The sequence below is a fragment of the Herbaspirillum sp. SJZ099 genome, from assembly GCF_007828355.1.
In the GTDB taxonomy this organism is placed as follows: Bacteria; Pseudomonadota; Gammaproteobacteria; order Burkholderiales; family Burkholderiaceae_D; genus Herbaspirillum.
Genome location: NZ_VIUO01000005.1, coordinates 266442 through 279685 on the forward strand (window position 1 = coordinate 266442; position 13244 = coordinate 279685).

12 protein-coding genes, 1 tRNA gene and 1 pseudogene are annotated in these 13244 nt (G+C 60.6%); 2 read left to right on the top strand and 12 right to left on the bottom strand.

Features of this window, described 5'->3' with window-relative positions; genetic code table 11:
* Positions 1-9 precede the first annotated feature (9 nt).
* The 4 genes from FB597_RS13530 to FB597_RS20505 all read right to left on the bottom strand — a co-directional run bounded on the left by FB597_RS13530 (position 10) and on the right by FB597_RS20505 (position 2830).
* Positions 10-813 carry an A24 family peptidase gene (locus FB597_RS13530; RefSeq protein WP_141913587.1) on the bottom strand — a complete coding sequence of 268 codons (804 nt, stop codon included), beginning with the start codon at positions 811-813 and terminating at the stop codon, positions 10-12.
* Between the two features lie 86 nt (positions 814-899).
* Positions 900-1448 (bottom strand): type 4 pilus major pilin, encoded by a 549-nt coding sequence (locus FB597_RS13535; RefSeq protein ID WP_221292223.1) that lies wholly within the window; start codon positions 1446-1448, stop codon positions 900-902.
* 363 nt (positions 1449-1811) lie between these two features.
* Positions 1812-2624 carry a hypothetical protein gene (locus FB597_RS13540; protein ID WP_141913589.1) on the bottom strand — a complete coding sequence of 271 codons (813 nt, stop codon included), beginning with the start codon at positions 2622-2624 and terminating at the stop codon, positions 1812-1814.
* Between the two features lie 71 nt (positions 2625-2695).
* Positions 2696-2830 carry a hypothetical protein gene (locus tag FB597_RS20505; protein ID WP_255463863.1) on the bottom strand — a complete coding sequence of 45 codons (135 nt, stop codon included), beginning with the start codon at positions 2828-2830 and terminating at the stop codon, positions 2696-2698.
* 66 nt (positions 2831-2896) lie between these two features.
* On the opposite strand from FB597_RS20505, the pseudogene FB597_RS20510 reads away from it, so the two are divergent.
* Positions 2897-3037, top strand: a pseudogene (locus FB597_RS20510) (transposase); the annotation flags it as partial.
* A gap of 208 nt (positions 3038-3245) precedes the next feature.
* Here the strand turns inward: FB597_RS20510 and FB597_RS13545 are convergent.
* Together FB597_RS13545 and rpoD are read right to left on the bottom strand one after the other, a co-directional pair.
* A tRNA-Ile gene (locus FB597_RS13545) sits at positions 3246-3324 on the bottom strand.
* Between the two features lie 56 nt (positions 3325-3380).
* Positions 3381-5621, bottom strand: a complete 2241-nt coding sequence (gene rpoD, locus FB597_RS13550; protein WP_255517169.1) for an RNA polymerase sigma factor RpoD — start codon at positions 5619-5621, stop codon at positions 3381-3383.
* Positions 5622-5733: 112 nt separating this feature from the next.
* Between rpoD and FB597_RS20515 the strand changes: the two genes are divergently transcribed.
* Positions 5734-5964, top strand: coding sequence for a hypothetical protein (locus FB597_RS20515; protein ID WP_255463892.1), 231 nt, complete (start codon positions 5734-5736; stop codon positions 5962-5964).
* A gap of 438 nt (positions 5965-6402) precedes the next feature.
* Here FB597_RS20515 and dnaG read toward each other — a convergent pair whose 3' ends face one another.
* The 6 genes from dnaG to FB597_RS13580 all read right to left on the bottom strand — a co-directional run bounded on the left by dnaG (position 6403) and on the right by FB597_RS13580 (position 13197).
* Positions 6403-8196, bottom strand: a complete 1794-nt coding sequence (dnaG, locus tag FB597_RS13555; RefSeq protein ID WP_144769823.1) for a DNA primase — start codon at positions 8194-8196, stop codon at positions 6403-6405.
* 37 nt (positions 8197-8233) lie between these two features.
* Positions 8234-8680 (bottom strand): GatB/YqeY domain-containing protein, encoded by a 447-nt coding sequence (locus FB597_RS13560; RefSeq protein ID WP_144769824.1) that lies wholly within the window; start codon positions 8678-8680, stop codon positions 8234-8236.
* 336 nt (positions 8681-9016) lie between these two features.
* Positions 9017-9229: a 30S ribosomal protein S21 gene (gene rpsU, locus FB597_RS13565; protein WP_006462949.1), complete on the bottom strand. Its 213-nt coding sequence runs from the start codon at positions 9227-9229 to the stop codon at positions 9017-9019.
* A gap of 197 nt (positions 9230-9426) precedes the next feature.
* Positions 9427-10626 carry an NAD(P)/FAD-dependent oxidoreductase gene (locus FB597_RS13570; protein ID WP_144769825.1) on the bottom strand — a complete coding sequence of 400 codons (1200 nt, stop codon included), beginning with the start codon at positions 10624-10626 and terminating at the stop codon, positions 9427-9429.
* Between the two features lie 130 nt (positions 10627-10756).
* Complete coding sequence (locus FB597_RS13575) at positions 10757-11992, bottom strand: YbdK family carboxylate-amine ligase (RefSeq protein WP_144769826.1); 1236 nt, start codon at positions 11990-11992, stop codon at positions 10757-10759.
* On the bottom strand, positions 11989-13197 hold the full coding sequence (locus tag FB597_RS13580; protein WP_141913600.1) for a cation:proton antiporter: 1209 nt from the start codon (positions 13195-13197) through the stop codon (positions 11989-11991). Before FB597_RS13580 ends, FB597_RS13575 begins: the two co-directional genes overlap by 4 nt.
* Between the last annotated feature and the right edge of the window lie 47 nt (positions 13198-13244).

Sequence of the window (13244 nt, forward strand, 5' to 3'; positions counted from 1 at the left end):
AATCGTGCCTCAAATGTTGTATAGCGCCACAAGCACTCCGCCGGCTGCGAGGCTGGGGCCAAATGGCATAGGTAAAGTATGGAAAGTTGCATCGGCCCCGCGCCGCAGGCGCATCACCAGCATCGCCAGTGCGCTGACCAGCACGGCCAGCGCCACCGCCGGCACGATCGCCCCGAACCCGAGCCAGGCGCCCAGCGCCGCCAGCAGTTTCGCGTCGCCCCGCCCCAATGCCTCGCGCCCGGCGATACGCCCGGCGACCCTGGCCACGCTCCAAAGAAACGCGTAGCCCACGACCGCCCCCAGCAGGGACAAAGGCAGCGCGATGAATCCAGGCCCCGCATTGAAAGCGACGCCCAATCCGATGAGCGGCACCGTCAACACGTCGGGCAAAATGAGGTGATCCAGATCGATGGCGGCCAAGACCACAAGAAACGCCGCCAACACGCAGAACCCGGCTAATGCGTACTCCGTTTCCGCGTGGATCGCGGCAACCACGAAGAGCAGTGCGACCAAGCCTTCGACAATGGGGTAACGCGGCGAGATTCTCGCGCGGCAATGCCGACAGCGCGCACGCAGAAGGAGGTAGCTGAGCAGCGGAACGTTATCCCTCGCCGCGATCGCGCCACGGCAATGGCAGCAGCGGGACCGCGAGAAGCATATGCCCCACCCGCCCCCGCCACTTCCCTCGCGCCCGAACAATCCCAGCGGCAACCGATGTATCACTACATTGAGGAAACTGCCGACGCAAAGACCTACAAAGCCGGCACAGCACTCACCCAAAAAAGGAAAGGCGGCCGCCGCGCCCCAATTCATTCGCCACTCTCCCGCGCAAACAAGAAAGCCGAGAAGAAAACACGATGAAGCAACGCAATTTCCTCCTCGCGCCTGGATGCACCCATTTAAGAAAGCGACGTAAACGTGAGGGTGTTGCTGTCGGGGCTGGCGCAAGCCTTCCGGACATCAGCCAAGGATGACGATGGCGTGATGGCCTGGCCGCCTTCCCCTCCCGTCGTCACCGAGGCCCATCCGCCGCTGCGCAGCTTCAGCAGCAGCTGCTGGCACGCCTCCTCCGGAACCTTGGGGTACGTGATGGAGAAAGCCTGATCGTTCGCCGAGGCCTTGATGTCCACCTGCCCCGTCCAGACATTGAGGATGGCGCCAGTCTTCGCGTCCTGCGCCATGTTGGAGGGAATGGCCTTGTATTGAATGGCCAAGGCATTGTCAAGCCCCTTGTATCCGTCCACGCCGCTCTTGAGCGCTCTCACGCTGGCCGCGATCTGGGTGATGTTGCCCGACTCCGTCGCAATTTCCGACGACCGGAACAGCTTGCCGATACCCGCAGCCGCCGCCGCCAGAATGACGATACCTACGATCATTACAACCAGCGCCTCGATCAGGGTGAAGCCCCTCTGGCGCCCGAAATCAAAATCACGATTCTTGATGTCCACTACTGAAAACCTCATAAATTTATCTAAAAATCCAATAGAACCTCGCCACCGCCAGACCGCTCGCCCAGCACATGACTCACATGCTAAGCGCTGTCTAACGAAAAATTGCCGAGGAAACTCGACTGCTCCATCAAACGGCACCGATGACGCAAAAGCAATGCATCCCCAGGCTCGCCGACACGGCGTCGCTCAAACAGTCTCCTGACCAAATAAACTTTTATATGCAGTACGAAATTCTAAAAAAATCCGACTCCGCCTGATATGGGCCATTCCCTCAAAAAATCATGATTTCAATAGGCCCATTCCTAAATCGAGCTCATGCCGATCACCGAACGGCTAACAAGGAGGAGGAAGACGACGATTTCAGGCAGTGCAATACGAATGCTGGAGAGGCAGTCCAAGCGGACGATCCGGCACTTGGCGAGTGACGAATTTCTTTGTACACCCGAGAAAATCAGTACCAATCGCGTAGACTTTTTCTGGCTCCGGCTGCCCTGAAATCAGTGCGCCTACCTTGATCCACTCGACGATCGTGTTATCGATCCGGGGAAAGGAAACTGCGTTGCGCCACTCCCTGCGGTGCCGGAAAAGGCATGTAACAACTTCTTTTTCGGCGAGGAGAAAGCAAAAATCCTCGTCCTGAATAGCATCGGCATTGGCAGAAAGCGAGAACGACAACAAGTCGCGCATACCCGATATCTTCCATCCTGCTTCAGCAACCGCGCGCCTGATGGCGATCTGAAAACCATAGTGGATTCCCACGCCGATCCTGGAGTAGCCATGCTCTTCATCCAGAATGCGAATCTTCAATTGCATATCTGGCATACGCGCGGCAAATTGGGCCTGCGCATAGGATTTCCAGGTCCGCAACGACCATGCATAGTCGGCCCAGGGCAATACGACAGAATGCGCCCAAGGGCTGCCTATAACGATATCAACGCGGTTTTGTATCGACGGATAGATGACGGACAGCGTCTTCAGCACTTCTGTCATTACCTCGGCAGGCCGATCTTCATGGCGGATTTCAATATCCGGCCGGTCATTACATTGGCCGCTCCAACCCGTTCGACAATAGACACGCAGTGTTTCCTTATCGAAAATCATGCTGACTTTATTACCTAGTATTTCCATCTTTATCCCGCCGATACCTTTCTTTGAAAATAAGACCATTGGCATCGGATAGCGAGAACGATGTTCACTAATTGGCGTGTGGGTTAGCGCACTGCCTCATGCCTTTTCTGGTAGGTTCATTTGGAAAGACGCAAGACAGTCTTTCGAGCGAAATTATCGGCCTCCCCCTCACAGGGAGCGAAAATTCTCAATAATCCCTCAATGACATCGATAAGGCCGATGACCTGCTCTTCGGTGAATCGCGTCTTCATGTCCAAGCTCCTGACTACGTGATTGGACTCTAGATCGCCGCACTACTCAAATCAGGGGAGAGGTCGGATCTGCTCAAGCGCCGCAACATTACGGAGCAAGCTTTTTACCGGCTGGGAAATAAATTCGGCGGTATGGAGGCCGCTGATGCGCGGCGCCATATAAACCTGGAATCTGAGAATGAAAAGCTCGAGCGCATGGTGGCGGAGCATGACGGCGTCGATCACGCGCACCTCCTTCGACACGGCGGGCGCGACACATGCCAAACCAATCAGAGGATCAAGAAGCGATCCGTAAGACGGCACAATTTGTGACTGATAGGAATGGAATTAGATTGAAAACAACTGGTTACACTGCGGTTGCACAGACAAAGAAAAAGGCTTTCAGCACATATAGCACTGAAAGCCTTTCTGGTACTGGTGGCCCCCCCGTGAGTCGAACACGGCACCAACGGATTATGAGTCCGCTGCTCTAACCAAGCATGAGCTAGAGGGCCAAAAAGATAGCCGGCGATTTTAGCATCCTCGCCGGCTTTCCCTTACACCCCTTAGATCAATTCCCTTCGAGGAAGGACTTGAGCTTGTCGGAGCGCGACGGGTGGCGCAGCTTGCGCAGCGCCTTGGCTTCTATCTGACGAATACGTTCGCGGGTCACGTCGAACTGCTTGCCGACTTCTTCCAGCGTATGGTCGGTCGACATTTCGATGCCGAAGCGCATACGCAGGACCTTGGCTTCGCGCGGCGTCAGCGAGTCGAGGATATCCTTGACCACGCCGCGCATCGAAGCGTGCAACGCCGCGTCGGCCGGGGCCAGCGTGTTGTTGTCTTCGATGAAGTCGCCCAGGTGCGAATCGTCGTCGTCGCCGATCGGCGTTTCCATCGAGATCGGCTCCTTGGCGATCTTCATGATCTTGCGGATCTTGTCTTCCGGCATTTCCATCTTGATGGCCAGCGTTGCCGGATCCGGCTCGGCGCCGGTTTCCTGCAGGATCTGGCGCGAGATGCGGTTCATCTTGTTGATGGTTTCGATCATGTGCACCGGGATACGGATGGTGCGCGCCTGGTCGGCGATGGAACGGGTGATCGCCTGGCGGATCCACCATGTCGCATACGTCGAGAACTTGTAGCCGCGGCGGTATTCGAACTTGTCCACCGCCTTCATCAGGCCGATGTTGCCTTCCTGGATCAGGTCGAGGAATTGCAGGCCGCGGTTGGTGTACTTCTTGGCGATCGAGATCACCAGGCGCAGGTTGGCCTCGGTCATTTCACGCTTGGCCATGCGCGCCTTCTTCTCGCCGGCACCCATCTTCTTGTTGATGCCCCGCAGGTCCGGCAGCGGCAGCACGACACGCGCCTGCAGGTCGATCAGCTTTTGCTGAAGTTCCTTGATGGCGGGCACGTTGCGGCCCAGCACCGCGCTGTAGTCATGGTTGGCGGCGACTTCGCCGTCGACCCAGTCCAGGTTCACTTCATTGCCCGGGAACACCTTGATGAAGTGGGCGCGCGGCATGTTGCACTTGTTGACGGCCACATCCAGGATCTGGCGCTCGACCTGGCGCACTTCTTCGACCTGCGCGCGCAGGGTATCGCACAGCTTCTCGACGACCTTGGCGGTGAAGCGGATGCCCAGCAGTTCGTTGGAGATGATTTCCTGCGCCTTGACGTAGGGCTTGGAGTTGTAGCCTTCCTTCTCGAAGGCCTTGCGCATGTTCTCGAACTGTTGGGCAATGACGCCGAACTTGCCCAGCGCGTCGCGCTTGAGCTGTTCCAGCTGCTCGGCCGAGAAGCCGGCGGCGCCGGCGACGGAGCCGCTGCTCTCGCCTTCGTCTTCTTCTTCGTCCTCGTCTTCGTCTTCTTCGTCCGCGTCTTCTTCATCGGAAGAGGCGGCTTCGACTTGCTGCACGGACTCGTTCAGGTCGACCAGGCCGTCGACGATTTCGTCGACCTTGATCTCATCCTTGGAGATGCGGTCGGCCGCGGCCAGGATCTCGGCGATCGTGGTCGGGCAGGCGGAAATGGCCTGGATCATGTCCTTGAGGCCGTCTTCGATGCGCTTGGCGATCTCGATTTCGCCTTCGCGGGTCAGCAGCTCGACCGAACCCATTTCACGCATGTACATGCGCACCGGGTCGGTGGTGCGGCCGAAGTCGGAATCCACCGTCGACAGCGCGGCTTCGGCTGCGGCTTCGGCGTCGTCGTCGCTGGCCACGTTGGCCACGTTGTCCGACAGCAGCAGGGTTTCGGCGTCAGGGGCATGCTCGTAGATCGAGATGCCCATGTCGTTGAAGGTGCCGATGATGCCGTCGATCGCTTCCGGATCGACGATGTTTTCGGGCAGGTGGTCGTTGATTTCGGAGAAGGTCAGGAAGCCGCGCTCCTTGCCCAGCTTGATCAGGGTCTTGAGCTTCTGGCGACGGCGTTCGAGTTCTTCTTCGCTGGCCTCGGTGTCGGAAGAGAAGGCGTCCTTGAGCAAGGCCTTTTCCTTGGCCTTGCGGTCCTTGGCCTTGGCCTTGTCGACGGCCTTCAGTTCGGCGCGCTCGACGGCGTTGAGCGCGGCGATTTCGTCGCTCTCAGGCTGGAATTCCTTGGGTTTGCGGCCACGGCGGCCCGGTACCTTGACGCTCGGCAAGATATAGCCGGAAGTGTCGATGGCTGCCAGCGCAGCGGCATCAGTGGTTTGGCTTACGCTGGACGACGCGCTCGCTGCTGCATTGACATCTTTGGCGTCTTTGGCTTCGACCTGTGCTGCCTTGGTCGTCTTAACGGTCTTGGTTTCGGGTTTCTTGGTGGTCACGGAAGTCTTCGATTTCACGGAAACCGCTTTTTCGGCGGCTTGAGGTAACTTTTTGGCTGGCGCCGCAGTCGCTTTGGGCGCTGCTGCACGTACCGGCTTGACGGGAGCTGCCTTGGCTACCGCTTTTTTCGGCGTTGCTGCTGTCGCAGTCTTGGCCGTCGATTTCACTGCTTTGGTCACGGCTGCAGTCGCCTTGGCTGCCGGCTTGGCAGCCATCGCCCTGGGGGTCTTCGCAATAGCGGCGGATTTTACCGTCGCTGCCGCTTTCGTGCTCTTTACGGACGCTGCTGGAGTTTTTGCGGGTTTCTTCATTGCATTTGCCATAGAATCAACTGCCAATTGAGATTTACTCATTGCGCCAATCAAGTCATGCTAATGATGCAACTTCGGTACCGGCTTGGACAACCCGGTAGACTCCGGCTGCACGCGCAACGTTCCTTTTCCTCTCTACCCTGCGATTCCGGAAAACAGGCAGTTTCGTCATTCCGGGGGTCGCATTTACCGCTCCTGCGATACGCTCGCCGCTTGGTTCCGGTGAGCGCCGCGCAGGGCCGCCAGGGTAAGAAGCAAGAGCCATCCGGCGGAACTAAAGCCCTATAGTATAGCAGATATGGGGCTCTTTTCCCTCCGATCAAGCCGTGAAAACCACCCTTCAAGTGGGCAAATGACGGTAATTTGCGCCGCTTTACCCTTCATTGACGCTTTCTTTCTCGGCCTGGCGACAATCGGCCCTTTTCTCCTGCCGCCCCTGATCTCCCGGATCGCGCAGGCGATGCCATGCTCAGTTCGCCACGGCCGGGCCGGGCAGGCGCTTGAGCGCTTCCTTGTACTGCATCAGCTCGCGGTAGCGATTGCGCTCGGCTTCGGTGCGCAGGTTGGCGGTCGCCAGCACCTGCATTTCCTCCTCGATCGCGCGAATCTTGCTCAGCCGTATGGCGCCGGCCATTTCGGCGCGGACGACGTCGAACTCGGATTCCGATTCGGAGGCAATCTCGGCGATCATCGAATCGAACTCGGGCCCGGCCTCGCGCAGATGTTCCACCAGGCTGGCGAAACTGGCCTGCTCCCCCATGCCCTGCGCCACGCCGACCAGATGCTCCAGCATCTGCGCGCGGTCGGGGGCGATGTTGCCGATCGCCTGCAAGGCCTCGGCATCGAGGTCGGCGGCCAGTTGCGGATGCGCTACCAGCAGGCGCATGATCTGGCGCTCCAATCCGACGGGAGCGGTGCGCTTGCCCCGCGGCGGCGCCACCCTCACGCGCGCCACCGGCTTTTCCAGTTCGAACAAAGCCTCGATCTCGGACGGGGTCGACTGCGTCGCCTGCGCCACGCTGCGCACGATCTGCAAACGCAAGGCCGAGGCCGGCAGGGCCTGCAGCATGGGCTTGGCGGCAAACTGGGCATGCGCGCGGCCTTCGGGCGTGCGCAGGTCGTTGTCGCCGATGATCTCGCGCAACAGGAACTGCGACAACGGCAACGCCTCCCGGATCTGCTCCTCAAAGGCGGCCGCGCCCATTTCGCGCACATAGCTGTCCGGGTCGTGTTCGGCCGGCAAGAACAGGAACTTGATGGTCTTGTTGTCCGATGCGTGCGGCAGGCAGGCTTCCAGCGCGCGGCGTGCGGCGCGGCGGCCGGCAGAGTCGCCGTCGAAGCTGAAGATCACCTGGTCGGTCTGGCGCAACAGCTTTTGCACATGGATCGGCGTGCAAGCCGTTCCCAGCGTGGCCACCGCCTGCGGGAAGCCCAATTGCGCCAGCGCCACCACATCCATATAGCCTTCGGTCACCAGCGCGTAACCGGCCTCGCGAATCGCCTGGCGCGCCTCGAACAGGCCGTACAGTTCGCTGCCCTTCTGGAACAACGGCGTTTCCGGCGAGTTCAGGTACTTCGGTTCGCCGCCATCCATCACGCGCCCGCCGAAGCCGATGACCTGGCCCTTGGTATTGCGGATGGGGAACATGACGCGGCCGCGGAAGCGGTCGTAGCGCTTGCGGTGGCCGCCGCCCTCTTCGCTCTTGTCGATCACCAGCCCGGACTCGACCAGGGCTTCGTTCTCGTACTCGGGGAACACCTGGCGCAGGCTGTCCCATTCATCGGGCGAATAGCCCAGCCCGAAGCGCGCCGCGATCTCGCCGGTGAGGCCGCGCCGCTTCAGATAATCGATGGCCGGCTGCGCGGTCCGCAATTGCTGGCGGTAAAAATCGTTGGCGCGCGCCATGACGTCGGACAAGGCCATGCTCTTGGCCTGGTTTTCGGCGCGCTGCGCGGGGGGAATGCGGTCTTCGTTTTCCGGCAGCACCATCCCCACGTTCTGGGCCAGGTCCTTGACCGCCTCGACGAAGCCCATGCCCGAATATTCGATCAGGAAGCTGATCGCGGTGCCATGCGCGCCGCAACCGAAGCAATGGTAGAACTGCTTGGTCGGGCTAACGGTAAAGCTGGGGGATTTCTCGTTGTGGAAGGGGCACAGGCCCATGAAATTGGCGCCGCCCTTCTTCAACTGCACATACCGACCCACCACGTCGACGATGTCGACGCGGGTCAAGAGATCCTGGATGAACGACTGTGGAATCACCTGGGGAAGGCTGCGTGCGGGAAATCGGAAACGGCGATCAGGACGACAGCGCGGCCTTGACCAGCGCGGACACCGCGGTCATGTCGGCGCGGCCGGCCAGCTTGGGCTTGAGCACGCCCATCACCTTGCCCATGTCCTGGGCGCCGGCGGCGCCCGTGGCGGCCACCGCGGCCTGCACTTCGGCCTTGATTTCGTCTTCGGACAAGCCGGCCGGCATGTAGGCGGCCAGCACGGCCAGTTCGGCCTTTTCGATATCGGCCAGGTCCTGGCGGCCGCCGGCTTCGAATTGGGAGATCGAATCCTTGCGCTGCTTGATCATCTTCTCGATGATGGCCAGCACATGCGCATCGGTCAGTTCGACGCGCTCATCCACTTCCTTTTGCTTCATCGCGGCCGTCAACAAGCGGATGGTGCCGAGCTTGCCCGTATCCTTGGCGCGCATGGCGGCCTTCATGTCTTCCGTGATCTGCTCTTTCAAACCCATTAGGTGCTCCGAAGATGAGGTAGATGATTGGTTGTTCTTGCCGTGGCGGCGGACTGGCCGCCGGCGCAGGCAACGACGCAACTGGCATGCCCGTGTTGCCGATCCTTAAGATCGTAGAACATAGATGGGCTTATCGCCAGAATAAAACATCGCGTCCGGGTTCTTTCTATATGCGGCCGCGGAGATAAAAATAAACCCGCTGACAAATAAACCGCCAAACCCGCCGCCGCGCCGGGGGCCGCCAAACACAATCTGGCGAAAAATGCGAAAACCCGCTGCGGACCAACACCGGAGCGGGTTTGCACATCAGCCGCGCGAGCACGCGGCGAGAAATTCTTAGTACAGCTTCTTCGGCAGTTGCTGGCTGCGGATGCGCTTGTAGTGGCGCTTCACGGCAGCGGCCAGCTTGCGCTTGCGCTCTGCAGTCGGCTTTTCGTAAAACTCGCGCGCGCGCAGCTCGGTCAGCAGACCGGTCTTTTCAATGGTGCGCTTGAAGCGGCGCATTGCGACTTCGAACGGCTCGTTTTCTTTAACACGAATAGTGGTCATGTAAATTCAAACCAAAAAGGTTAGGTTGGATTAGCAAAGAAAGCGATTCTAGCAGACTGCAACCCCGATTGGAAGGCCAGACGTGGCATTTTTTCCACCCGGAACGTAAAAATCGGATAAAAATCAACCACTTATTCCCGGCAAGCTAAGGCCGCGCATGAACTGTACCCGGCTTGTTATGCGACAAGAATAGCGAATCAGACCGCCGACCCCGCCGCCACGCCCGAGGCCCAGGCCCACTGGAAGTTGTAGCCGCCCAGCCAGCCGGTGACATCGACGGCCTCGCCGATAAAATGCAGCCCGGGCACCTTGGTCGCCATCATGCTCTGCTGCGACAGTTCGCGGGTATCGACGCCGCCCAGCGTCACCTCTGCCTTGCGGTAGCCTTCCGAACCGCTGGGCAGGATCACCCAGCGGTTGAGCGAATCGCCAAGCCGGCGCAACGCCTTGTCCGGCATATCCGCGATCCGGGCGCCGCTGTCGAAGCCATTGACCTTGAGCCATCCCTCGGCCAGCCTGCCGGGCAACCACTGCGCCAGGAGATTGCCGAGGCTCTTCTTGAGCGTCCCCTTGCCCGCAATCAGCGCCTCGGCCACGTCAACCCCGGGCAGCAGGTTCAGCGTCAGCGGCGTGCTGAGTTGCCAGAAACTGGAAATCTGCAGGATCGCCGGGCCCGACAATCCCCGATGCGTAAACAGCAAATCCTCCAGGAAGTAGCCGCGCTCTTTCTTGGCGCCGGTCTCCACCTCCACCTGCAAGGCGATGCCGGCCAGCTCGACAAAGGGCTCCCAGCCGCGGCCATCGAACGTCAGCGGCACCAGGCCGGGACGCGTCTCCACCACCTTGAGGCCGAACTGCCTGGCGATGCGGTAGGCGAAATCGGTAGCGCCGATCTTGGGAATGGACAAGCCGCCGGTGGCGATCACCACGCTGGAGGCGAGGATCTCGCCGGCGCTGGTGTCGATGCGGAACAACTCGCCGCTCTTGCCCACCTGCGCCACGCTGCATGGCATGCGCCAGGCGACGTGGCCGGCATCGCATTCGGCCTTGAGCATGGCGATGATGTCGTCGGACGAATCGTCGCAGAACAGTTGCCCCTTGTGCTTCTCGTGGAAGCCGATGCGATGGCGCTTGACCAGCCCGATGAAATCCTGCGGCGTATAACGCGACAAGGCGCTGCGGCAGAAATGCGGGTTCTGCGAAAGATAGTGCTGCGGACCGGCGCCGGCATTGGTGAAGTTGCAGCGGCCGCCGCCGGAGATGCGGATCTTCTCCGCCAGGCGGCTCGCATGGTCGATCAGCACCACGCTGCGCCCGCGCTGCCCCGCGATGGCGGCGCACATCATGCCGGCGGCGCCGGCGCCGATCACGGCGACATCAAACTGTTGGGAACTCATCTCATCTCCGGCACACATCTCGGATGCTGCCCGAGCTTGGTTCAAAACCGTGATTGTCCGCGATCCGGACATACAAAGACAAGGGGCCGGCATCTTTCGATACCCGCCCCCGCAGCTGCCGCAGACCGATTTACTGGAAGTAAGGCGGCGGCGACTCGCCCATCCAGAGTTCGGACGACAAGCGCATCATGTCGTTGAGCGAACCGCGCTGTGTGAACATCTGGCGCAGCCAGCCGGCGTCGGACAGGCGGTCATGCGCCATGCGGCGCAGGCGCTGCAGCGTCTGATGCTCGGCCTCGTTCTGCACATAGGGTTCGAGCAGCTGCAATTGCTGCAGCAGGTGTTCGAAGATGGGTAGCTTGCGCGACGCCGACGGCGTGGCGCCATGCAGCGCCAGCATGCCGTTCAGGCCGAAGCGGCTGGCTTCGAAACGGTTGTACTGGTACAGCAGGTAGAAGTCGTCGGTGATCGTGAACGGCCGCTCGGTCAGCACCCAGCGCGCCAGCAGTTGCGCATACGCGCCCAGGTGGGCGGCATGCTCGATGGTCAATGGCGTATCGCAGACCCGGATTTCGACGGTGCCATATTCGGGCTTGGGACGGATGTCCCAGTAGAAATCCTTCATGCTGGCGATGATGCCCATCTGCATGAGCTCGTCGTAATAGGTTTCGAACTCGGCCCACTTGGTATGCACCGGCGCCGTCCCCGACAGCGGGAAGGCGCGCACCACGTTGCTGCGCGAGGAATCGAAGCGGGTATCGGCGCCCTGGTAGAACGGCGAGGCGGCCGACAGCGCGATGAAGTGCGGCACAAAGCGCGAGAAAGCATGCGTCAGGTAAAGCGCGTCATCGCCGTCAGGCACGCCGATGTGGATATGCTGGCCGAACACGGTGAAGGTCTTGGCCAGGTAGCCGTACTTCTCGTGCAGGTGATGGAAGCGCTCGCTGGGCGTGATGCGCTGCTCGTTCCAATGCTGGAACGGATGCGCGCCGCCGCCGGAGACGTCGATATTGAGATAGCGCGCGCCATTGTTGAGCGCGGCGCGCAAGCCTTTCAGCTCCTCGATCAGCTCATCGACGCGGGTGTGGATGTCCGAATTGAGCTCGATCATCCCTTGCGTCATTTCCAGCTTGATCTGCTTTTGCAGTTCGCGTGGGGCGATCCAGTTCAGCAGGTCGACCGCATCGCTGGCCAGGTTGTAGTTGCGGCGGTTGACCAGTTGCAGCTCCAGCTCGATGCCCATCGTGAATGGCGTCGACGAACTGAACGGCAAAATGCCGGCGCTGCCTTGCGGGCGCCCGGCATGTCCGGCTTGGGCGCCGGCATCCAGGCCGGGCTCGTTTCGGGTCAGTGTCTCGGTATTCATTCGCGTCCACTTTCACCAGATTTGATCAGCGCAAACTGCGTCGCGACCGGCCCCAGGAACTCCAGCGCGATCAATGAACCCGCCAGCAGCGGCAACGCATTGGCGGTCGTGTGCGGGTACAGCGACGACACGGTTTGCATCAGCCCCACCCCGACTTCCGTCATGGGCAAGGTCCCTAAAGTCAGCAGTCCGGCCTGGCGCCAGTTCATGCGCGCGAAACGCGCGAACAGGAAGATGCCGCACCCCATCGCCAGGAAACGCGCGGCAATCAGGATCAACACGGAAAAACCGACCACGGTCAGGTCCGACAGGCGCATCGATGCGCCCACGGTGACGAACAGCATCACCACGAACAGTTCGTTGGCAACGCCGAACTCAAGTTCCATCAGGTCGAACTGGCGATCCAGGTTTTTCGACAGGATGGCGAAGATCAGCATGGTCAGCATCACCGGCAGGTGCAGCGCATGCGCCACGCCGATGGCCAGCGCGATCACCGAGATCACCAGCACGAACTGCGAACTGCCTTCGCGCCCCAGCAGGCGCGCCAGCGGCATCATCAGCCAGTAAGTCAGATAGGCCAGCAGCGCCGAACCGAACAGCGAATACAGCGTGTGCTGGATCAGCGTAGAGACCGGCGTGCCGGCCTCATGCGCAATCACCGGCAACAGAGCGTAAGCGGCCAGCACCGCCACGAAATTGTTCAACGCGGTCATCGCCGCCAGGCGGCGCGTGACCTGGCCTTCGGCCTTGAGGTCGCGCAGCACCACCAGCACCACGGCCGGCGCGGTGGCGATCGCCATCACCCCGCCCAACAGCGCCATCACCGGATCGGAGCCGAACCAGGTCAGCGCGACGCTGACGAAGACGAAGCACAGCACCGCGGAGGTCCCGACGGTGATCAGCAGCCACTTCTCGCGGCGCAGCCAGCCGATGTCGACATACCGCCCGAGCTGGTAGACCACCAGCGCCACGGCGATATCGGCGAACACATTGGTGACCTTGAGCACCTCGCCCGAGAGCAGGTTGAGGCCGCCGGCGCCGAGCACGAAGCCGACCAGCAGATAACCGGTGATGCGCGGCACCCAAGGCGACTTCGACACTACGTAGCCCGCGATCAGCCCAAACAGCAGCAGGCCGCCGAATACCAGCAAGGCATTCCATTGCAGCGTCTGTGCGAGGGTGAAAGACGGAAGAGCCCACTCCATATCTCCTCCTGAAAATGATTCGGATTATTGAAACCGCCGATGCACGC